Origin of the sequence: Metapseudomonas otitidis, from assembly GCF_900111835.1 — a bacterium.
Lineage (GTDB): Bacteria > Pseudomonadota > Gammaproteobacteria > Pseudomonadales > Pseudomonadaceae > Metapseudomonas > Metapseudomonas otitidis.
The window spans coordinates 97,830-118,982 of sequence record NZ_FOJP01000006.1 but is presented as its reverse complement, the minus strand read 5'-3'; the positions used below and the strand labels follow the sequence as shown (position 1 = coordinate 118,982).

The following is a 21,153-nucleotide window of genomic DNA, read 5'->3' as shown; positions in this document are numbered from 1 at the left end:
CCCCTGGCACGGTCGCCACACAGGCTCCGATGGACCCCACTGCTCCCGAAAAGCGGGCGTAGCAGCCCGCTCACAAACACAACAAATGAGGGCGTCACAATGGTGTTGAAAAAAGGTGTATCTGCCGCACTGATCGCCGGCCTGCTGGGAACCGCCAGCACCCTGGCCATGGCGGCCGAGAGCGTGAACTTCGTCAGCTGGGGCGGTACCACCCAGGATGCGCAGAAGCAGGCCTGGGCCGACCCGTTCAGCAAGGCCAGCGGCATCACCGTCGTGCAGGACGGCCCCACCGACTACGGCAAGCTGAAAGCCATGGTCGAGAGCGGCAACGTCCAGTGGGACGTGGTCGACGTGGAAGCCGACTTCGCCCTGCGTGCTGCCGCCGAAGGCCTGCTGGAGCCCCTGGACTTCACCCAGATCCAACGCGACAAGATCGACCCCCGCTTCGTCTCCGACCACGGCGTCGGCTCCTTCTTCTTCTCCTTCGTGCTCGGCTACAACGAGGGCAAGCTCGGCGCCAACAAGCCGGTGGACTGGAGCGCCCTGTTCGACACCAAGACCTACCCCGGCAAGCGCGCCCTCTACAAATGGCCGAGCCCCGGCGTGCTCGAACTGGCCCTGCTGGCCGACGGCGTGCCCGCCGACAAGCTCTACCCGCTGGACCTGGACCGCGCCTTCAAGAAGCTCGACACCATCAAGAAGGACATCGTCTGGTGGGGCGGCGGCGCCCAGTCCCAGCAACTGCTGGCCTCCGGTGAAGCCACCCTCGGCCAGTTCTGGAACGGCCGCATCTACGCCCTCCAGGAAGACGGCGCCCCGGTGGGCGTGAGCTGGAAGCAGAACCTGGTCATGGCCGATTTCCTGGTCATCCCCAAGGGCGCCAAGAACAAGGACGCGGCCATGAAGTTCCTGGCCAACGCCAGCAGCGCCAAGGGCCAGGCCGACTTCTCCAACCTCACCGCCTACGCCCCGGTCAACGTCGACAGCGTCCAGCGCCTCGACTCCGTACTGGCCCCCAACCTGCCGACCGCCTACGCCAGCGAACAGGTCACCCTGGACTTCGCCTACTGGGCCAAGAACGGTCCGGCCATCGCCACACGGTGGAACGAATGGCTGGTCAAATGAAAATGACGGCGAGCATGCCCCGTCAGCCCGCCACCGGTAGCGCAGCCCGCGCTACCGGTGGCGCGGCCGCCCACCAAGGCCCGAGCCTCGCACAACGCTGGAAGGGCTTCGGCAACCTCGGCCCGGCCCTGTTGTTCCTCGGCCTGTTCTTCCTCGCCCCGCTGATCGGCCTGCTGCTGCGCGGCGTGCTGGAGCCGGAGCCCGGCCTCGGCAACTACGCCCAGCTGTTCGCCAACTCGGCCTACTCCCGGGTGCTGATCAACACCTTCTCGGTGGCGGGCCTGGTGACCCTGTTCAGCCTGCTGCTGGGCTTCCCCCTGGCCTGGGCCATCACCCTGGTGCCACGCGGCTGGGGCCGTTGGATGCTGAACATCGTGCTGCTGTCGATGTGGACCAGCCTGCTGGCCCGCACCTACTCCTGGCTGGTGCTGCTGCAGGCCTCCGGGGTGATCAACAAGGTGCTGATGGCCCTGGGCGTGATCGACCAGCCGCTGGAGATGGTGCACAACCTGACCGGCGTGGTGATCGGCATGACCTACATCATGATCCCGTTCATCGTCCTGCCCCTGCAGGCCACCATGCAGGCCATCGACCCGATGATCCTGCAGGCCGGCTCGGTCTGTGGCGCCAGCCCCTGGACCAACTTCTTCCGGGTGTTCCTGCCGCTGTGCCGTCCCGGCCTGTTCTCCGGCGGCCTGATGGTCTTCGTCATGTCCCTGGGCTACTACGTCACCCCGGCCCTGCTCGGCGGTGCGCAGAACATGATGCTCCCGGAATTCATCATCCAGCAGGTGCAGTCGTTCCTGAACTGGGGCCTGGCCAGTGCCGCCGCCGCGTTGCTGGTGCTGATCACCCTGGTGCTGTTCTACGTCTACCTGAAGCTCCAGCCGGAATCCCCGGTGGGTGCCAGCAACGCGAGGTAAGTCGACATGCTCCTGACCCCCTCCGCCATGAGCCTGCGCATGCGCCTGGGCCTCTACGGCGTCACCGGCGTGATCGCCCTGTTCCTGCTGCTGCCGATCCTGTTCATCGTCCTGCTGTCGTTCGGCTCGTCCCAGTGGCTGGTATTCCCGCCGCCGGGCTGGACGCTGAAGTGGTACGGCCAGTTCTTCTCCAACCCCGACTGGATGAACGCCGCCCTGGCCAGCCTCAAGGTCGCCGTGCTGACCACCGTCTGCGCCGTCGCCCTCGGCCTGCCGACCGCCTTCGCCCTGGTGCGCGGGCGCTTCCCCGGCCGCGAGATGCTCTACGGGCTGTTCACCCTGCCGATGATCGTGCCGCTGGTGATCATCGCCGTGGCCGTCTACGCGCTGTTCCTCAAGCTCGGCTTCACCGGCACCCTGTTCGCCTTCGTGGTGAGCCATGTGATCGTCGCCCTGCCCTTCACCATCATCTCCATCATCAACTCGCTGAAGCTGTTCGATCAGTCCATCGAGGATGCAGCGGTGATCTGCGGCGCCTCGCGCCTGCAGGCGGTGTTCAGGGTCACCTTCCCGGCGATCCGCCCCGGCATGGTCGCCGGCGCCCTGTTCGCCTTCCTGGTGTCCTGGGACGAAGTGGTGCTGAGCGTGATGATGGCCAGCCCGACCCTGCAGACCCTGCCCGTCAAGATGTGGACCACCCTCCGCCAGGACCTGACGCCCGTGATCGCCGTCGCTTCGACGCTGCTGATCGGCCTCTCCGTACTGGTCATGGTGATCGCCGCCGTACTGCGTCGGCGCAACGAGATTCGCGCCGCCTGAGGCGCCCAGGAGTACCCCCATGAGTGCAGTCAAAGATCCCGCTCACCAGGCCGACAAGACCCTGGTCAGCCTGCGCAACCTGAACAAGCACTACGGCGACTTCACCGCAGTGGACAGCATCAACCTGGACATCAAGGACGGCGAGTTCCTCACCTTCCTCGGCTCCAGCGGCTCCGGCAAGAGCACCACCCTGTCCATGCTCGCCGGCTTCGAGACCCCGAGCAGCGGCGAAATCCTCGTCGACGGCCAGTCCCTGGTGAACGTGCCGCCGCACAAGCGCGACATCGGCATGGTGTTCCAGCGCTACTCGCTGTTCCCGCACCTCTCGGTGCGCGACAACATCGGCTTCCCCCTGGACATCCGCAAGATGCCCCGCGCCGAGCGTGAACGCCGCGTCGACGCCATGCTCAAGCTGGTGCAGCTGGACACCTTCGCCCACCGCCGCCCCGCCCAGCTCTCCGGCGGCCAGCAGCAGCGCGTCGCCATCGCCCGTGCGCTGGTCTACGAGCCACGCATCCTGCTGATGGACGAACCCCTCGGCGCCCTCGACAAGAAGCTGCGTGAAGACCTGCAGGACGAGCTGCGCCAGCTGCATCGCCGCCTCGGCATCACCATCGTCTACGTCACCCACGACCAGGAAGAAGCCATGCGCCTGTCCCAGCGCATCGCCATCTTCAGCCACGGCCGCATCGTCGGACTGGGCAGCGGCTACGACCTCTACCAGAACCCGCCGAATGCCTTCGTCGCCTCCTTCCTCGGCAACTCCAACTTCCTGCGGCTCAAGGCCCGGGGCAACGCCGTGGCCAGCTTCGAGAACCAGCCGCTGGCCATCCGCCTCACCGCCAACCTCACCCAGGACCAGGACGTGCTGCTGATGGTGCGCCCGGAGAAGGCCCAGGCCCTGAGCCTCCAGCAGGCCGAGCAGGAGCCCCTGGCCGCCGGCTGGAACCAGATCCGCGCCCGCGTCAGCGAAGTGCTGTTCCTCGGCGAAAGCCAGACCTGCAGCGTGGTCACCGACGGCGGCACCGCGCTCACTGTCAAGGCACTCTCCGCCGCCGGCATGCCGCTCAAGCCGGGCGATGCGGTGTGCGTGCGCTGGGCCACCGCCGACGCCTGCGTCTACACCGAGTGGAACGAAAGCGACCTGAACAAGGCTGCTGGCAGTCACTGAACACACCGGGGCGGCATGGCCGCCCCGGTCCGTTCCAGGCCCATCGTGGCCGCCAGGAACGGCGCGAAAAGTGCGCTCGGCGTCACCAATCGCGAACTGCTTCAATTGTCGGACAAAGAGGCTCCCGCGCCCCTTCTAGAGCCCTTCGCGGAGTGCGATAGTGGCGCCGGCCATCATGATCTCCCGGACGAGATCCAGCCCCGGGTTCATCCTGGCCAGCCTTGCCTCCGCGCCCCTGGCGCCGCGAGTCGACCATGGAAACCCATCCTGGGACAGGATCATGAACAAGAAAAACACCACACTGGCGCTCTCCCTCCTCCTGGCCGCCCTCCCCGGCCTCACCCCGCACAGCGCCGAACAGACGCTCACCTTCACCAGCTGGGGTGGCACCACCCAGGCTGCCCAGGAAGCCGCCTGGGCCAAGCCCTTCGAGCAGGAAACCGGCATCCGCGTGAACCAGGCCGGCCCCACCGACTACGACAAGCTGCGGCAGATGATCAAGGCCGGCGACGTCACCTGGGACGTGATCGACGTCGAAGCCGACCAGGTCCTGCGCCTGGGCCGCGAAGGCCTGCTGGAACCCCTGGACCTGAAGCAGATCGCCCAGCGCAACATCGACCCGAGCTTCGTCACCATCTACGGCGTGGGCTCGTTCTACTTCTCCTTCATCCTCGGCTACAACACCGAACGCCACGCCAAGGCCCCGCAGGGCTGGTCCAGCCTCTTCGACACCCAGGCCTACCCCGGCAAGCGTGCCCTCTACAAATGGCCGAGCCCCGGCGTGCTGGAAATGGCCCTGCTGGCCGACGGCGTACCCGCCGACAAACTCTACCCGCTGGACCTGGACCGCGCCTTCAAGAAGCTCGACACCATCAAGCAGGACATCGTCTGGTGGGGTAACGGTGACGAATCGCAGAAGCTGCTCAGCTCCGGCCAGGCCAGCCTCGGCATGTTCTGGAACGGCCGCGTCACCGCCCTCAAGCGCTCCGGCTCACCGGTGGCCATCGGCTGGGAGCAGAACCTGGTGACCGGGGACTTCCTCGTCATCCCCCGTGGCGCCAAGCACCTCGACGCCGCCAAGCGCTTCCTCGGCTTCGCCACCGGCATCAAGCCGCAGGCCGACTTCGCCGTCGCCACCGGCTACACCCCGGTGAACCTGCAGAGCCTCCCGCAGATCCCCGCCGACCTCGCCGCCGACCTGCCCAGCGCCCACCGCGACGGCCAGATCACCCTCAACTTCAAATACTGGCGCGACCACGGCGAAACCATCGCCCAGCGCTGGAACGCCTGGCAGACCCACTGATCCCCTCCCCGCAGCCCGCCGTCAGGGCGGGCTGCAGCCGCTTCCGTCAGCGCCCGCCCCTGGCTTTTGATGCAGCCCTTCACAGCACGTCTGGCGGTGACCGTTCCTTGTTCCTGGCACTCCATCAGCACGTCATGAGCGCACACTGCGCTGCTGCCTGACGCCAAATGGTGAGGCGGGGACAGTGCCCCGTCAGGAGGCCGAGCGCAGTCGTTGCGCAGGGGGACGAACGGCATGGATGCCGTGAGAGACGCGCCAGGCCATGGATGGCCCATCGCGTCGGCCCCCGGAGCAACGATGGAGCGAGAGAACCCCGGCGAAGCCGGGGCCGGATGTCGGGGCGAGCCCTTTTGGTTACTTTTCTGGCGATTGAGAAAAGTAACTCGCCCGGCAAGGCGAAACAGACGCCCCCAGTGAGCCTCGATAACCAGCCCTCCCGCCCAACAACAACCCAACCGACACACCACCCTCTACGTTCGGATAACCGAACGCCTTTACCTCCAATATCCGAACCACCGAACAAAGCCCTTCCGAGCCCAACCACCCATAAAAATAAAAGCCAATAAATTCAATTACTTACAAACAAATCCCAACACCATACAGATGGCACGCATCCTGCCATTACAGATCCCCGACGGCGCCGAAAACCGCATCGCGCCGATAAGAACAAACAAAGTCGAGGACTGAAACACATGCGTACCCTTCCCAAGGTTCTGGCCGCCGCCATCGCTGCGACCCTGATTTCCGCTCCCGCCATCGCCGACGAACTGACCGGCACCCTGAAGAAGATCAAGGACAGCGGCACCATCGTCCTCGGTCACCGTGACGCCTCCATCCCGTTCTCCTACCTCGGCACCGAGCCGGGCAAGCCCATCGGCTACTCCCATGACCTGCAACTGAAGGTCGTCGAAGCCGTGAAGAAGGAGCTGGCCCTGCCGGACCTGAAGGTCCGCTACAACCTGGTCACCTCCCAGACCCGCATCCCGCTGGTGCAGAACGGCACCGTGGACATCGAGTGCGGCTCCACCACCAACAACCTCGAGCGCCAGAAGCAGGTCGACTTCTCCGTCGGCATCTTCGAAGTCGGCACCCGCCTGCTGTCGAAGAAGACCGCCGGCATCAACGACTTCGCCGACCTCAAGGGCAAGAACGTGGTGACCACCGCCGGCACCACCTCCGAGCGCCTGCTCAAGTCCATGAATGCCGAGAAGCAGATGGGCATGAACATCATCTCCGCCAAGGACCACGGCGAGTCCTTCCTGATGCTCGAGTCCGGCCGCGCCGTCGCCTTCATGATGGACGACGCCCTGCTCTACGGTGAGATGGCCAAGGCCAAGAAGCCCGACGACTGGGTCGTCACCGGCCAGCCGCAGTCCTACGAGATATACGGCTGCATGGTTCGCAAGGGCGACGAAGCCTTCAAGAAGGTGGTCGACAAGGCCATCGCCGACGTCTTCGCCTCCGGCGAGATCAACGGCATCTACGACAAGTGGTTCACCCAGCCCATCCCGCCGAAGAACCTGAACCTGAACTTCCCCATGAGCGACGAGCTGAAGAAGCTGATCGCCACCCCCACCGACAAGTCGGCCGAAGAAATCTGACCTGTTGCGCCCGCCTCCCACAAGGAGGCGGGCCGGGCGTGAGGGCGAACGGGCGTACCACGCCGCCTTCGTCCCGTCCCCCTGCCAGCGGCAGGGGGCGCCCCCTTCCGCTGCCGTCAACCGCAGACCGACAAAGACCCTGAGGGGACCACCCTGATGAATTACAACTGGGACTGGGGCGTATTCTTCAAGTCCACCGGCATCGGCGATGAAATCTACCTGGACTGGTTCGTCACCGGCCTGGGCTGGACCATCGCCATCGCCCTGGTGGCCTGGATCGTCGCCTTGCTGCTGGGCTCGCTGCTCGGCGTGATGCGCACCGTGCCGAACCGCCTGGTGTCCGGCATTGCCACCACCTACGTGGAGATCTTCCGCAACGTACCGCTGCTGGTGCAGCTGTTCCTCTGGTACTTCCTGGTACCGGACCTTCTGCCCGAACCGCTGGAAATCTGGTTCAAGCAGGACCTCAACCCGGCCACCTCCGCCTACCTCAGCGTGGTCGTGTGCCTCGGCCTGTTCACCGCTGCCCGCGTCTGCGAGCAGGTGCGCACCGGTATCCAGGCCCTGCCCAAGGGCCAGCTCGGCGCCGCCCGTGCCCTGGGCTTCGGCCTGCCGGCCATCTACCGCTACGTGCTGCTGCCGCAGGCCTTCCGCATCATCATTCCGCCGCTGACCAGCGAGTTCCTCAACATCTTCAAGAACTCCTCGGTGGCCTCGCTGATCGGCCTGATGGAGCTGCTGGCGCAGACCAAGCAGACCGCCGAGTTCTCCGCCAACCTGTTCGAAGCCTTCACCCTGGCCACCCTCATCTACTTCACCCTGAACATGAGCCTGATGCTGCTCATGCGTCTGGTGGAGCGGAAGGTCGCCGTGCCCGGCCTGATCGCCGTATGGGGTAAATGATGGATTTCTCCGCGATCATCCCCGCCCTTCCCGGCCTCGCCGACGGACTGCTGATGACCCTGCAGCTGATGGTGCTGGGCGTGCTGGGCGGCGTCGCCCTGGGCACCCTGCTGGCCCTGATGCGCCTGTCCCACAACCCGCTGCTGTCGAAGATCGCCGGGCTGTACGTGAACTACTTCCGCTCGATCCCGCTGCTGCTGGTGATCACCTGGTTCTACTTCGCGGTGCCCTTCATCCTGCGCTGGATCACCGGCGAGGACACCCCGGTCGGCGCGTTCACCTCGTGCCTGGTGGCCTTCATGATGTTCGAGGCCGCCTACTTCTGCGAGATCGTCCGTGCCGGCATCCAGGCCATCCCCAAGGGCCAGATGGGCGCGGCACAGGCCCTGGGCATGACCTACGGCCAGTGCATGCGGCTGATCATCCTGCCCCAGGCCTTCCGCAAGATGACCCCGCTGCTGCTGCAGCAGAGCATCATCCTGTTCCAGGACACCTCGCTGGTGTACACCGTCGGCCTGATGGACTTCCTCAATGCCGCCCGTTCCCGTGGCGACATCATCGGCCAGCCCCATGAGTTCCTCATCTTCGCCGGCCTGGTCTACTTCAGCATCAGCTTCATCGCCTCCCAGCTGGTCAAACTCCTGCAGAAAAGGTTAGCCGTATGATTTCCATCAAGAACGTCAACAAGTGGTACGGGGACTTCCAGGTGCTGACCGACTGCAGCACCGAGGTGAAGAAGGGCGAAGTGGTCGTGGTCTGCGGCCCGTCCGGCTCCGGCAAGTCCACCCTGATCAAGTGCGTCAACGCCCTGGAACCCTTCCAGAAGGGCGACATCATCGTCGACGGCACCTCCATCGCCGACAAGAACACCGACCTGCCCAAGCTGCGCTCCCGCGTCGGCATGGTGTTCCAGCACTTCGAGCTGTTCCCGCACCTGTCCATCACCGAGAACCTCACCATCGCCCAGGTCAAGGTCCTCGGCCGGGGCAAGGCCGAAGCGCTGGACAAGGGCCTCAAGCTGCTCGACCGCGTCGGCCTCAAGGCCCACGCCCACAAGCACCCCGGCCAGCTCTCCGGCGGCCAGCAGCAGCGCGTCGCCATCGCCCGCGCCCTGGCCATGGACCCGGTGGTGATGCTGTTCGACGAACCCACCTCCGCGCTGGACCCGGAGATGGTCAACGAAGTGCTCGACGTGATGGTCGAGCTGGCCCAAGAAGGCATGACCATGATGTGCGTGACCCACGAGATGGGCTTCGCCCGCAAGGTCGCCGACCGGGTCATCTTCATGGACCGCGGGCAGATCGTCGAAGACTGCGCCAAGGACGAGTTCTTCGGCGACGTCAGCCAGCGCTCCGACCGCGCCCAGCAGTTCCTCGCCAAGATCCTGCAACACTGACGCCTCACCGCCCCCGGCCTGCCGGGGGCCTTTCCCCTCTTCACAACAACAACAGGGAACCCGTCATGCACTCGAAGCGCCTCAGCCCCCTCGCCCTCGGCCTGCTCCTGGCCGCCGCCCACGGCAGCGTCCTCGCCGCGCCCCTTGAAGGCGGCGCCGTCGCCGCACCGGACAGCTACGGCGCCCAGGTCGCCGCCGACGTCCTCAAGGCCGGCGGCAACGCCGTGGACGCTGCCGTCGCCACCGCCTTCACCCTCGCCGTCACCTACCCCGAGGCCGGCAACATCGGCGGCGGCGGCTTCATGACGCTGTACATGGACGGCAAGCCCTACTTCCTCGACTACCGCGAGATCGCCCCCAAGGCCGCCAGCAAGACCATGTACCTGGACGACAAGGGCGAAGTGATCGAGAACCTCAGCCTGGTCGGCGCCCGTGCCGCCGGCGTACCCGGCACCGTGATGGGCCTGTGGGAGGCCCACCAGCGCTTCGGCAGCAAGCCCTGGAGCGAGCTGATCACCCCCGCCATCGGCTACGCCCGCAACGGCTTCAAGGTCGCCCAGCAGCAGTACCAGTATCGCGAGGACGCCCTCGCCCTGTTCAACGGCAAGACCAACTTCAACGACTACTTCGGCACCCTCAAGCCCGGCCAGACCTTCAAGCAGCCGGAGCTGGCCAGCACCCTCGAACGCATCGCCGCCAACGGCCCGGACGAGTTCTACAAGGGCAAGACCGCCCAGCTGCTGGTCGCCCAGATGAAACAGGACAACGGCCTGATCAGCGCCGAAGACCTGGCCGGCTACCGCGCCAAGTGGCGCGAGCCCATGCGCATCGACTGGCAGGGCAACACCCTCTACACCGCCCCGCTGCCCAGCTCCGGCGGCATCGCCCTGGCCCAGCTGATCGGCATCAAGGAAGCCCGCGCCGCCGACTTCAAAGGCGTCGAGCTGAACTCCGCGCGCTACATCCACCTGCTCGCCGAGATCGAGAAGCGCGTGTTCGCCGACCGCGCCGACTACCTGGGCGACCCGGACTTCTCCAAGGTGCCGGTGCAGCAGCTGACCGACCCGGCCTACATCGCCCAGCGCGCCCGCGAGGTGAACCCCGGCGCCATCTCCGCCACCGAGAAGGTCCGCCCCGGCCTGGAACCGCACCAGACCACCCACTTCTCCATCGTCGATGCCCAGGGCAACGCCGTCAGCAACACCTACACCCTCAACTGGGACTTCGGCAGCGGCGTGGTGGTCAAGGGCGCCGGCTTCCTGCTCAACGACGAGATGGACGACTTCAGCGCCAAGCCCGGCGTGGCCAACGCCTTTGGCGTGGTCGGCAGCGACGCCAACGCCATCGAACCCGGCAAGCGCATGCTCTCCTCCATGAGCCCGAGCATCGTCACCCGCGACGGCAAGGTCAGCCTGGTGCTCGGCACCCCCGGCGGCTCGCGCATCTTCACCTCGATCTTCCAGGTGCTGAACAACGTCTACGACTTCAAGCTGCCCCTGGAGAAGGCCGTGGCCGCCCAGCGCGTGCATCACCAGCTGCTGCCCAAGGACACGATCTACTACGACGCCCACGCCCCGCTCACCGGGCCGGTGGCCGAGCAGCTCAAGGCCATGGGCTACACCCTGGAGGACCAGGGCTGGAACATGGGCGACATCCAGGCCATCCGCGTCGATGGCAGCACCCTGGAAACCGCTTCCGACCCTCGCGGCCGTGGTGTCGGCCGGGTGGTGAAACACTGACCCAGGCGGCCCGCCGCCGACCGGGCGGCGGGCTGGCACGGCCCGGATGACTATGATGCAATGCCCCACCACCAGCCTCCGTGCCGTCCCGCCCGCCCTCACCGTGAAGCCGCGCCTGCTCCGCCACCTCTCGCTGACCCTCCTGCTGCTCCTGGCCATGCTGGGCGCCGGCTGGGTGGTCTATCACCTCAGCGAACAGGCCGGCATCCGCGCCCTGGCCAGCAACGGCGAACGCCAGCTGGAACTCCACGCCCGCGCCGTTGAGAGCGAGATCAACCGCTACACCTACCTGCCCAGCCTGCTGGAGCTGGAGTCCAGCGTCAGCCACCTGCTGCTCAACCCCACGCCCTACCGGCGCAACCTCGTCAACGACTACCTCGAAGGGCTCAACCGCCGCAGCGGCAGCCGCGCCACCTTCCTGCTCGACACCGAAGGCCGTGTGCTGGCCACCAGCAACTGGCGCGATGCCGACAGCTTCCTCGGTGAAGACCTGGCCTTCCGCGCCTACTACCAGGACGCCATGAAAGGCCTGCCGGGCCGCTTCTACGGCATCGGCAGCACCACCGGCGAAGCCGGCTACTACCTGGCCCACGGCCTGCGCTACCAGCAGCGGATCATCGGCGTCGCCGTGGTCAAGGTGAAGCTGGAGGCCCTGCAGGAGCGCTGGGAAAAGGCCCGCCTGCACGCCTTCGTCAGCGACGAGAACGGCATCATCATCCTCTCCAGCGACCCGGCCCTGCGCATGAAGGCGGTCCGCCCGCTGTCCGCCGACGACCGGGAGCGCCTGGCCCGCAGCCTGCAATACCACTGGTCGGCCCTCGACGAATGGCAGCCCAGCGCCCGCCAGGACCTGGGCGAAGGCCTGGAGATCATCAGCTTCCCCAACGGCGAAGGTACCGGCAGCGTCGCCTACCTCTCGCAGGCGCGCCTCCTCAACGACACCCGCTGGCACTTCACCCTGCTCTCGCCCCTGGCCGACCTGCGCCGCGAAGCGGTGATCCACGGCCTGCTCGCCGCCGCCGGGCTGGCCCTGCTGGCCTTCCTCGGCATCGCCTGGAACGAACGGCGCAAGGTCCTCGCCACCCGCCTCGCCGCCCGCGAAGCCCTGCTGGCCGCCAACAACGAACTGGAACGCAAGATCGGCGAGCGCACCCAGGACCTCATCGCCAGCAACCAGCGCCTGATGGACGAGATCCGCGAGCGCAAGCAGACCGAGGAAAATCTGCGCAAGGCCCAGGACGGCCTGGTGCAGGCCGGCAAGCTGGCGGTCATCGGGCAGATGTCCACCAGCATCGCCCACGAACTCAACCAGCCCCTCGCCGCCCTGCGCACCCTCTCCGGCAACACCGTGCGCTTCCTCGCCCGGGGCGCCCTCGACGTGGCCAGCACCAACCTCACCGCCATCAACGAACTGGTGGACCGCATGGGCCGCATCACCGCCAGCCTGCGCGCCTTCGCCCGCCGCGCCGACGACCATGGCCAGGCCTCCCTCGGCAAGGCCGTGGACGCCGCGCTGTTCATCCTCCACACCCGACTGGAGAAGAGCCCCATCACCCTGCACCGCACCTGCGCCGAAGCCGAACTGGCCATCGACCAGACGCGCCTGGAGCAGATCCTGGTCAACCTCATCGCCAACGCCCTGGACGCCCTTGCCGGCCACGACGACGGCCAGATCTGGCTGGAAGGCCGCGACGAACAGGGCCGCTACCGCCTGGAAGTACGCGACAACGGCCCCGGCATCGCCCCCGACGCCCGCGTGCACCTGTTCGAGCCCTTCTTCACCACCAAGCCCGGCGAGCACGGCCTCGGCCTGGGGCTGACCCTCTCCGCCAGCCTGGCCACCGCTGCCGGCGGCAGCCTCGGCGTGCGCCACCCGGAAGCCGGCGGCACCGCCTTCGAACTGCTCCTGCCCTACGCCGCTCACCGCGAGCCCGCGCCGAGGACCCCGACATGACCGAGCCCCTCACCGTCCTCATCGTCGAAGACGATCCCCACGTGCTGCTGGGCTGCCAGCAGGCGCTGATCCTCGAGGACATCCCCTGCATCGGCGTCGGCAGTGCCGAGGACGCGCTGGCCCAGGTCGGCGCCGACTTCGCCGGCATCGTCATCACCGACATCCGCCTGCCGGGCATCGACGGCCTGGAGCTGCTCAGCCGCCTCAAGGCGCGCGACCGCAGCCTGCCGGTGGTGCTGATCACCGGCCACGGCGACATCAGCATGGCGGTCAACGCCATGCGCGACGGCGCCTACGACTTCATGGAGAAACCCTTTTCCCCCGAGCGCCTGGTGGAGGTCGCCCGCCGTGCCCTGGAAAAACGCAGCCTCGACCGCGAGGTCAGCGCCCTGCGCCGCCAACTGGCCGGGCGCCAGTCCCTGGAGCAGCGCATCATCGGCCGCTCCCCGGCAATCCAGGCCCTGCGCGAGCTGATCGCCAACGTCGCCGACACCGCCGCCAACGTACTGATCGAAGGCGAGACCGGCACCGGCAAGGAGCTGGTCGCCCGCTGCCTGCACGACTACAGCCGCCGCCGCGACCACGAGTTCGTCGCCCTCAACTGCGGCGGCCTGCCGGAAAACCTGTTCGACAGCGAGATCTTCGGCCACGAGGCCCACGCCTTCACCGGCGCCGGCAAGCGCCGCATCGGCAAGATCGAGCACGCCAACAAGGGCACCCTGTTCCTCGACGAGATCGAGAGCATGCCCATCAACCTGCAGATCAAGTTCCTCCGCGTGCTGCAGGAGCAGACCCTGGAGCGCCTCGGCTCGAACCAGCCGATCCCGGTGGACTGCCGGGTGATCGCCGCCACCAAGACCGACCTGGACGACGCAGGCAAGGCCGGCACCTTCCGCAGCGACCTGTACTACCGCCTCAACGTGGTGACCCTGGAACTGCCGCCCCTGCGCGAGCGGCGCGAAGACATCCTCATGCTCTTCGAGCATTTCCTGCAGCTCGCCTCCCTGCGCTTCGACCGCCCCGCGCCCACCCTGGACAACGCCACCGCCTCCAGCCTCATGGCCCACGACTGGCCGGGCAACGTGCGCGAGCTGCGCAACGTCGCCGAGCGCTACGCCCTCGGCCTGCCGGCGCTGAAAAAGAGCGGCCAGGCGCCCGACGGCAATGCCCCGTCCTTCGCCGAAGCGGTGGAAGTCTTCGAGCGCAACCTCATCGGCCAGGCCCTGGAGCGCCACGCCGGCAACATCAGCCAGGCCGCCCTCAGCCTCGGCATGGCCAAGACCACCCTGTTCGACAAGGTCAAGAAGTACGGCCTCTGAATCCGCCGGGCGGATCGGGTGTGAACCCGATGGCGGCAGGGCCGAACCGTTTTGTGGTCCAATGCCGCCCCTCGTCAGACAAGGACGCACGATGACCACACGGATACTCGCCCTGCCCCTGCTCGCCACCACGCTCCTGCTGGGGGGCTGCGACAGTGATTTCGCCACCCTCACCTTCGAGCGCTCGGTGCGCAAGGCACCGTTCGGCGACGAGCTCCTGCCGGTCTACCGCGAGCAGCTGGAGGCGCTGATGCAGGCACAAGGCATCGACCCGACCCGCATCACCCCACGCATCAAGAACAGCCTGGGCACGGAGCTGGTGCTCAGCGAACCGATCTTCGGCGGCCTGGAACCGGCCCAGAAGAGCGCCCTGCAGGCCGCCCTCAAGGCCATCGTCGATGCCCGCCAAGCACCGCTGGACATGCACCTGACCCTGCACCCCGACGACATGCCCCCGAGCCTCCCCCGCGCACGGGAAAAAGCCCTCGAACTGCCCCGCGAGTACGACGCCCACTTCACCCTCGACGCGGTGTCCCTCAGCGTGGCGTTCGGCATGACCGACCTGGTCAACGCAGCCCTGAAGGGCTCGCTGAACATGCAGAGCGAGGTGATGTGCAACGTCACCGCGCAGTTCGAACCCGCCCTGCCCTTCATCGGCATGAAGGTGCCGGAAGAGGAAGGCCCCTACCGCACCCTGATGGTGAAGGACCTCGCCAGCGCTTACTCCTACGACGAGATCCCGGTGGAAGTGCGTTTCGCCGACCCGGACCTGCAGGCCCTGGTGAGCCAGCAGAAGGTGCAGGTCACCTCGGCCATTACCGACCGCTCGACCCCCTTCCGCAACAAACGCGGCCTGAAGCAGTTCGAGTTCATCATCGGCCCCGTCGGCACCGTCAATCACGAGAACGCCAAGGTGGATTTCTATTCCCACACCGACCTGGCGGTGAAATGCGAGCACCTGGCCGGCGCCCTTGGCCGCCCCTTCAGCTACAAGCTGGGCGACTCGCTGGATCGGCTGGCCTCGGTGGTCTTCTACTGAGGCACGGCGGGGTGGCGGCACGGGCCACCCCACTGATCGAAATCCGGTTGGGCGCCGGCGCGGATAGCTGTATAAATAGCCAGCCATCCGCCCACCCTGTTCCGCCATGCCCAGCGCCCTCGACGACCCGTTCTATTACCTGAACAACTTCCGCACCGTGCTCGACTGGATCGGCTCGCGCTACGACGACCTGCTGCTGGACGAGGAACGCGCCTTCCTCGCCGCCTTCGCCGGGCTGCCGCGCGAAGCCCAGGCGCTGCTGGTGCGCATGGTGATGCGCAAGGGCGAGCGCTTTCGCGAGAGCAAGCTGGTGTACGCCGAGATCGGCCCCACCCGCGAAGCGGTGCGCCCGCTGCTGGCGCTGGGCTGGGTGGATGCAGCGCCCGCGCTGGACCTGGAGCAGCTGTTCGCCCTGCTGCGCAAACCGGAGATCGCCGCCTGCTTCGGCGCCCAGCTGGGCCGGGGTGACGCACGCAAGGCCGAGCAACTGGCGCGGCTGCAGCCCCTGTACCCCGAACCGCGCCCCTTCGATGCCTGGTGCCCGACGCTGGACGACCGCGTCTACGCGCTGCGCCTGATGCCCCTGTGCGACCGGCTGCGGCTGATGTTCTTCGGCAACCTGACCCAGGACTGGTCCGAGTTCGTGCTCGCCGACCTGGGCATCCACCAGTACGAGCAGGTGGCGCTGGAAGCCGATGCCCGCGGCTTCCGCCACCGCGACGACGTGGACCTGTACCTGCACCTGCACCAGTGCCGCGAGCGGCTGGAAGCCGGCGACGCCTGCCCGGCCACGCTGCTGGCGGACATCCCCCCGGCCAACGACAACCCCTGGCTGCAAGGCCGGCGCGCGCGGCTGCTGTTCCAGCTCGGCCAGCACTGCGAACGCCTTGGCGAGCTGGACCTGGCCCTGGCCGTCTACCGCGACTGCCCCTGGCCCGGCGCACGCATCCGCCAGCTGCGGGTACTGGAGCGCCTGGAAGCCTTCGAGCAGGCCCACGCGCTCGCCCTGGCCCTGGCCGAAGCCCCCGGCGACGAGGAAGAGCGCCAGCACCTGGCGCGCATCCTCCCACGCCTGCAGCGCAAGCTCGGCCTGCCCCGCGCCGGCGCCCGCAAGCCGGCACCGGTAGAGCGGCTGGACCTTCACCTGCCGCGCCCCGAGCCGTTCGTCTCGGTGGAGCACAGCGTGCTGGCTCACCTCAGCGACGACGACGGGCCGGTGCACTACGTCGAGAACACGCTGATCAACTCGCTGTTCGGCCTGCTGTGCTGGGAGGCCATCTTCCACCCGCTGCCCGGGGCCTTCTTCCACCCCTTCCATGCCGGCCCGGCCGACCTGCTGGCCCCGGACTTCCATGCCCGGCGCGCCGAGCGCTTCGCCGCCTGCCTGGCCCGGCTGGACGACGGCAGCTGGCGCGACGCCATGCGCCACACCTACCGCACCAAGCACGGCCTGCAATCGCCCTTCGTCTACTGGGGCGTGTTGGACGAGCCCTTGCTGGAGCAGGCCCTGCATTGCCTGCCGGCCGACCACCTGAAGCACTGGTTCCGCCGCCTGCTGCAGAACATCAAGGCCAACCGTGCCGGGCTGCCGGACCTGATCCGCTTCTGGCCCGGCCAGGGGCGCTACCAGATGATCGAAGTGAAGGGCCCCGGCGACCGCCTGCAGGACAACCAGCTGCGCTGGCTGGACTTCTGCGTCGAGCACGGCATGCCGGTGAGCGTGTGCTACGTGCAATGGGCCGACACCGAGGCCCTCACGGCATGACCTACCGCGTGGCGGTGCGGGCCCTGTGCGAGTTCACCGCCAAGCGCGGCGACCTCGACCTGCGCTTCACCCCCTCCCCCACAGCCCAGGAGGGCATCGCCGGCCACGCCCTGGTGGCGGCCCGGCGGGGCGACGGCTACCAGCGCGAAGTCCCCCTGGCCGGCGCGTTCGGACCGCTGCAGGTGCGCGGCCGCGCCGACGGCTACGACCCGGCAGGCAACCGCCTGGAAGAGGTGAAGACCCACCGCGGCGACCTGGCCCGCCAGCCCGACAACCACCGTCACCTGCACTGGGCTCAGGTGCGCGTCTACGGCTGGCTGCTGTGCGCCGAACGCGGGCTGGACGAGGTGGAGCTGGCCTTGGTCTACCTCGATGTCGCCAGCCAGAAGGAAACCACCTTCACCACCCGCGCCAGCGCCGCCGAACTGCGGGCCTTCTTCGAGGCCCAGTGCCAGGCCTTCCTCGCCTGGGCCGAACAGGAGCTGGCCCACCAGGCCCGGCGCGACGGTGCCCTGCAGGCCCTGCGCTTTCCCCATGCCAGCTTCCGCCTCGGCCAGCGGGAACTGGCCGAGGCGGTGTACAAGGCCGCCAGCACCGGCTGCTGCCTGATGGCCCAGGCGCCTACCGGCATCGGCAAGACCCTGGCCACCCTGTTCCCCCAGCTAAAGGCCCTGGGCGGCGGGCGCCTGGAGCGCCTGTTCTTCCTCGCCGCCAAGACCCCCGGCCGGCAACTGGCCCTGCACAGCCTGGCGACCCTGCGCGACAGCGTGGACGCGTTGCCCGTGCGGGTGCTGGAGCTGAGCGCCCGCGACAAGGCCTGCGAACACCCCGGCAGCGCCTGCCACGGCGACGCCTGCCCCCTGGCACGGGGCTTCTACGACCGCCTGCCGGCTGCCCGCGAGGCAGCTGCGGAACGGCGCTGGCTGGACCGCGCCGCCCTGCGCGAGGTGGCCCTGGCCCACAACGTCTGTCCCTATTACCTGGGCCAGGAGATGGCGCGCTGGAGCGACGTCGTGGTGGGGGACTACAACTACTACTTCGACCTCGGCGCCCTGCTCTTCGGCCTTGCCCAGCTCAACCAGTGGCAGGTGGGCGTGCTGGTGGACGAAGCCCACAACCTGGTGGAGCGCGCCCGCGCCATGTACAGCGCCGAGTTGCGCCAGGGCGCGCTGAAGGCCCTGGTCCGCAGCGTGCCCGGCCCGCTGAGGAAGCCCCTGGAGCGGGTGCAGCGCAGCTGGAGCGAGCTGAACAAGGCCCAGTTGACGGATTACCAGGCCTACGACGAACCCCCGCAGAAGCTGCTGAGCGCGCTGCAGAACGCGGTCACCGCCATCACCGACCACCTGGCGGAACAACCCGGCGCGCCGCTGGACCCGGCGCTGATGACGTTCTACTTCGACGCCCTGCACTTCACCCGCATGGCCGAACTCTTCGACACCCATTCGCTGTTCGACCTGAACGCCTACGGCAGCGGCCGCAACCGCCAGTCCACCCTGTGCCTGCGCAACCTGGTGCCGGCCCCCTTCATCGGCCCGCGCCTGGAAGCCAGTCGCTCCACCGTGCTGTTCTCCGCCACCCTCAACCCGCGCCGCTACTACAGCGACCTGCTGGGGGTGCCAGGCAACACGCCGTGGCTGGAGGTGCAATCCCCCTTCACCGCCGAGCAGCTGCAGGTGCGGGTGGCCCAGCGCCTCTCCACCCGCTACCAGCACCGGACGCAATCACTGGAGCCCATCGTCGAACTGATGGCCGACCAGTTCTACCAGCGCCCCGGCCATTACCTGGCGTTCTTCAGCAGCTACCAGTACCTGGAACAGGTGGCCACGCTGTTCGCCGAGCGCCACCCCTTCATCCCGGCCTGGAGCCAGTCGCGGAGCATGGGCGAGGCCGAGCGCCTGGCCTTTCTCGAACGCTTCACCGAGGGCGGGCGCGGCATCGGCTTCGCCGTGCTCGGCGGGGCCTTCGGCGAAGGCATCGACCTGCCCGGCGAGCGCCTCATCGGTGCCTTCATCGCCACCCTCGGCCTGCCCCAGGTGAACCCGGTGAACGAGCAGTTGAAGCAGCGCATGGGCGCAATCTTCCAGGCCGGCTACGACTACACCTACCTCTACCCGGGCCTGCAGAAAGTGGTGCAGGCCGCCGGCCGGGTGATCCGCACCCAGGGTGACCGGGGCGTGGTGCACCTGATGGACGAGCGCTTCGCCCAACCCGAGATCCGCCGGCTGCTCCCCAGCTGGTGGCGGGTGGAGATGGGTTGAGACCGCACAGGCTATGAGGCTTCGCCCTCGGCGAGTAGCCAGCGGCTGAAGGTCACGAGTGCAGGCGGTGACTCGGCCAGGGGACGGGTCACCAGCACATAACGCTCGCAGAGTTGCGCCAGAGTCGGCCAGGGCGCACTCAGCCTCCCTTCATCCAGGTCACCCTCGACGTAGCGTCTCGGCACCAGCGCCATGCCGAAACCCACCTTGGCAGCCTCGATGAGCAAGGCGTAGCGGTCATAGACCGGCCCCGTAGTCGCGCTGGACAGGGCCATGCCGGTCAACTCGGCATAGCGCGGCCAGCCATTGGGGCTCCCATGTTTGTGCAAGAGGGGCATGCGGGCGGGCGCCTCGCCCGCCAAGTGCGGGTGGCAGACCGCGACCATTGGCTCCTCGAACAACGGCTGCACCTGCATGGAGCGCCAGATGGGATGGTCGTAGTTGATCGCCGCATGCAGGTCGCTGTCCTCCAGAGTGAAGGGCTGCGTACGCTCGCGCAGGTTGATCTCGATATCGGGATGGCGTTGACGGAAGCGCGCGAGCCGAGGAATCAACCAGCGGCTGGCCAAGGTGGGGATGACCCCGATCTCCAAGGCAACGCCAGTGGTTGTCTCACTCATCGCCTGGCGGGTATGCCGCTCCATATCCGCTAACACCGTGCGCATCTGCGCCGCGTAGCGAACACCGGCGCTCGAGAGCTCGACTCGGTTGCCCGCACGGAGGAACAGGTGCACCCCGAGGAACTGCTCCAGCTTGGCGATCTGCCGGCTGATAGCCCCCTCGCTCAATGAGAGTTCATGTGCGGCCCTGGCGAAGCTCTGGTGGCGCGCGGCGGCTTCCAGGGCGAGCAAGGCAGAGGTGCTGGGCAGGCGTCTGGTCATCGGTGGCCATCCGTGGATCGATGGGGCGACAGGATGACGCATGCGCAAGCTGCCTTGCAAAAAAAACGGTAACCCATTGCATGGGGGTCCCCTAGCATGGGGCCGCGATTCTGCAAGAGCCGGAACGCAATCCATGATGATTGGGAGTGCTGCCGTGAAGACGATTGACCGGGCCCTGCTGGGGCTGGGCGTGCTGATTCCGTTCTGGCTGTTCGCGGGTGTCGCACTGACCGCGCTCGCCTATCCGGGCTATAGCCATCTCGACCAGGCGATGAGCCAGTTGGGGGCCACAGGCGCCCCAACACAAGGCTTCTCCGCCTGGGTGAACAACCTTCCGTTGGGGGTGCTGTTCGTGCTCTTCGCGGTGGGTGTGGCGAGGCGCTTTCAGGCATCGCGTCTCGCGCTGGTGAGTGCCTCCCTGATCCTCCTCCACGGTCTGGCCAGTTTCGCCACGGGTTACTTTGCCTGCGACCAGGGTTGCGCGCCGACGCAGCCGTCCGTATCGCAGCAGGTGCACAACCTGGCGGGGCTGTTGATGTTCGCCTCGCTGACCCTGGCCAGCGCCCTGTGGGTGTTCCTCGGCAGACGTCTACTCGATGCCCCCGGCTTCGGGGTATTTTCAGCGCTCTGCGTGGTGCTGGCCCTGGTGACGGTAGTGCTGATGGGCAGGGCCCTCGCCGATGGCCAGCTGTTCGGCCTCTACCAGCGGCTCAACTACGGAGTCTCGGTCACCTGGGTAGCATCCTTGGCGCTACTCGCCTTACGGCGCCAGGCGAAGACCGATGGCGTTGGCAACCTCGGTACTACCAGCTGTTGATGCCCTGGGCGGGCGGCAAGTCCACCTGGCTCGGCGGACCTTCCCTCAACGAATCGCCTCGACTACGATCCGCCGAGGCTGATGCAGCCTGCCGCTCGCATCCTTCGGGAATGGTGAATGCATCGCTCCACCGTCTCCCG

Annotated in this window: 16 protein-coding genes and 1 pseudogene; 16 read left to right on the top strand and 1 reads right to left on the bottom strand. The window is 67.4% G+C overall.

Translation table 11 applies throughout. The features are described 5' to 3' along the window. Window positions 1-99 precede the first annotated feature (99 nt). The 15 genes and pseudogenes from BM198_RS09165 (at window position 100) to BM198_RS09095 (ending at window position 19,315) form a co-directional block, all read left to right on the top strand. Window positions 100-1,125, top strand: a complete 1,026-nt coding sequence (locus BM198_RS09165) for an ABC transporter substrate-binding protein (protein WP_074969391.1) — start codon at window positions 100-102, stop codon at window positions 1,123-1,125. Continuing rightward, window positions 1,110-2,048, top strand: coding sequence for an ABC transporter permease (locus BM198_RS09160; RefSeq protein WP_139233594.1), 939 nt, complete (start codon window positions 1,110-1,112; stop codon window positions 2,046-2,048). Before BM198_RS09165 ends, BM198_RS09160 begins: the two co-directional genes overlap by 16 nt. A gap of 6 nt (window positions 2,049-2,054) precedes the next feature. After that, on the top strand, window positions 2,055-2,867 hold the full coding sequence (locus tag BM198_RS09155; protein ID WP_044407982.1) for an ABC transporter permease: 813 nt from the start codon (window positions 2,055-2,057) through the stop codon (window positions 2,865-2,867). Window positions 2,868-2,886: 19 nt separating this feature from the next. Then, entirely contained in the window at window positions 2,887-4,038 is a 1,152-nt protein-coding gene (locus BM198_RS09150) for an ABC transporter ATP-binding protein (protein WP_074969387.1), read from the top strand. Window positions 4,039-4,318: 280 nt separating this feature from the next. Beyond that, entirely contained in the window at window positions 4,319-5,341 is a 1,023-nt protein-coding gene (locus tag BM198_RS09145) for an ABC transporter substrate-binding protein (protein ID WP_083422360.1), read from the top strand. A 692-nt stretch (window positions 5,342-6,033) separates the two neighbouring features. Then, window positions 6,034-6,942, top strand: a complete 909-nt coding sequence (locus BM198_RS09140; protein ID WP_074969385.1) for a glutamate/aspartate ABC transporter substrate-binding protein — start codon at window positions 6,034-6,036, stop codon at window positions 6,940-6,942. 156 nt (window positions 6,943-7,098) lie between these two features. Further along, on the top strand, window positions 7,099-7,845 hold the full coding sequence (locus tag BM198_RS09135; RefSeq protein WP_074969383.1) for an amino acid ABC transporter permease: 747 nt from the start codon (window positions 7,099-7,101) through the stop codon (window positions 7,843-7,845). Continuing rightward, window positions 7,842-8,510 carry an amino acid ABC transporter permease gene (locus BM198_RS09130; protein ID WP_164707494.1) on the top strand — a complete coding sequence of 223 codons (669 nt, stop codon included), beginning with the start codon at window positions 7,842-7,844 and terminating at the stop codon, window positions 8,508-8,510. The genes BM198_RS09135 and BM198_RS09130 overlap by 4 nt, the downstream gene beginning before the upstream one ends. After that, complete coding sequence (locus BM198_RS09125) at window positions 8,507-9,241, top strand: amino acid ABC transporter ATP-binding protein (RefSeq protein WP_044412655.1); 735 nt, start codon at window positions 8,507-8,509, stop codon at window positions 9,239-9,241. Before BM198_RS09130 ends, BM198_RS09125 begins: the two co-directional genes overlap by 4 nt. 65 nt (window positions 9,242-9,306) lie before the next feature. After that, window positions 9,307-10,980: a gamma-glutamyltransferase gene (ggt, locus tag BM198_RS09120; RefSeq protein ID WP_074969381.1), complete on the top strand. Its 1,674-nt coding sequence runs from the start codon at window positions 9,307-9,309 to the stop codon at window positions 10,978-10,980. A gap of 60 nt (window positions 10,981-11,040) precedes the next feature. After that, window positions 11,041-12,934: pseudogene (locus BM198_RS09115) on the top strand (sensor histidine kinase). Further along, entirely contained in the window at window positions 12,931-14,253 is a 1,323-nt protein-coding gene (aauR, locus tag BM198_RS09110) for a two-component response regulator AauR (protein WP_044412663.1), read from the top strand. Before BM198_RS09115 ends, aauR begins: the two are co-directional and overlap by 4 nt. Window positions 14,254-14,344: 91 nt before the next feature. Then, entirely contained in the window at window positions 14,345-15,292 is a 948-nt protein-coding gene (locus BM198_RS09105) for a hypothetical protein (RefSeq protein ID WP_074969379.1), read from the top strand. 106 nt (window positions 15,293-15,398) lie between these two features. Beyond that, window positions 15,399-17,057: a VRR-NUC domain-containing protein gene (locus BM198_RS09100; protein WP_074969377.1), complete on the top strand. Its 1,659-nt coding sequence runs from the start codon at window positions 15,399-15,401 to the stop codon at window positions 17,055-17,057. Beyond that, window positions 17,054-19,315, top strand: a complete 2,262-nt coding sequence (locus tag BM198_RS09095) for an ATP-dependent DNA helicase (protein WP_074969375.1) — start codon at window positions 17,054-17,056, stop codon at window positions 19,313-19,315. The genes BM198_RS09100 and BM198_RS09095 overlap by 4 nt, the downstream gene beginning before the upstream one ends. Window positions 19,316-19,326: 11 nt before the next feature. On the opposite strand, the gene BM198_RS09090 is transcribed toward BM198_RS09095, so the two are convergent. Next, window positions 19,327-20,196: a LysR substrate-binding domain-containing protein gene (locus tag BM198_RS09090; protein ID WP_074969373.1), complete on the bottom strand. Its 870-nt coding sequence runs from the start codon at window positions 20,194-20,196 to the stop codon at window positions 19,327-19,329. Between the two features lie 154 nt (window positions 20,197-20,350). Here BM198_RS09090 and BM198_RS09085 point away from each other — a divergent pair, with 154 nt between their 5' ends. Next, entirely contained in the window at window positions 20,351-21,013 is a 663-nt protein-coding gene (locus BM198_RS09085) for a DUF998 domain-containing protein (protein WP_074969634.1), read from the top strand. Window positions 21,014-21,153 lie beyond the last annotated feature (140 nt).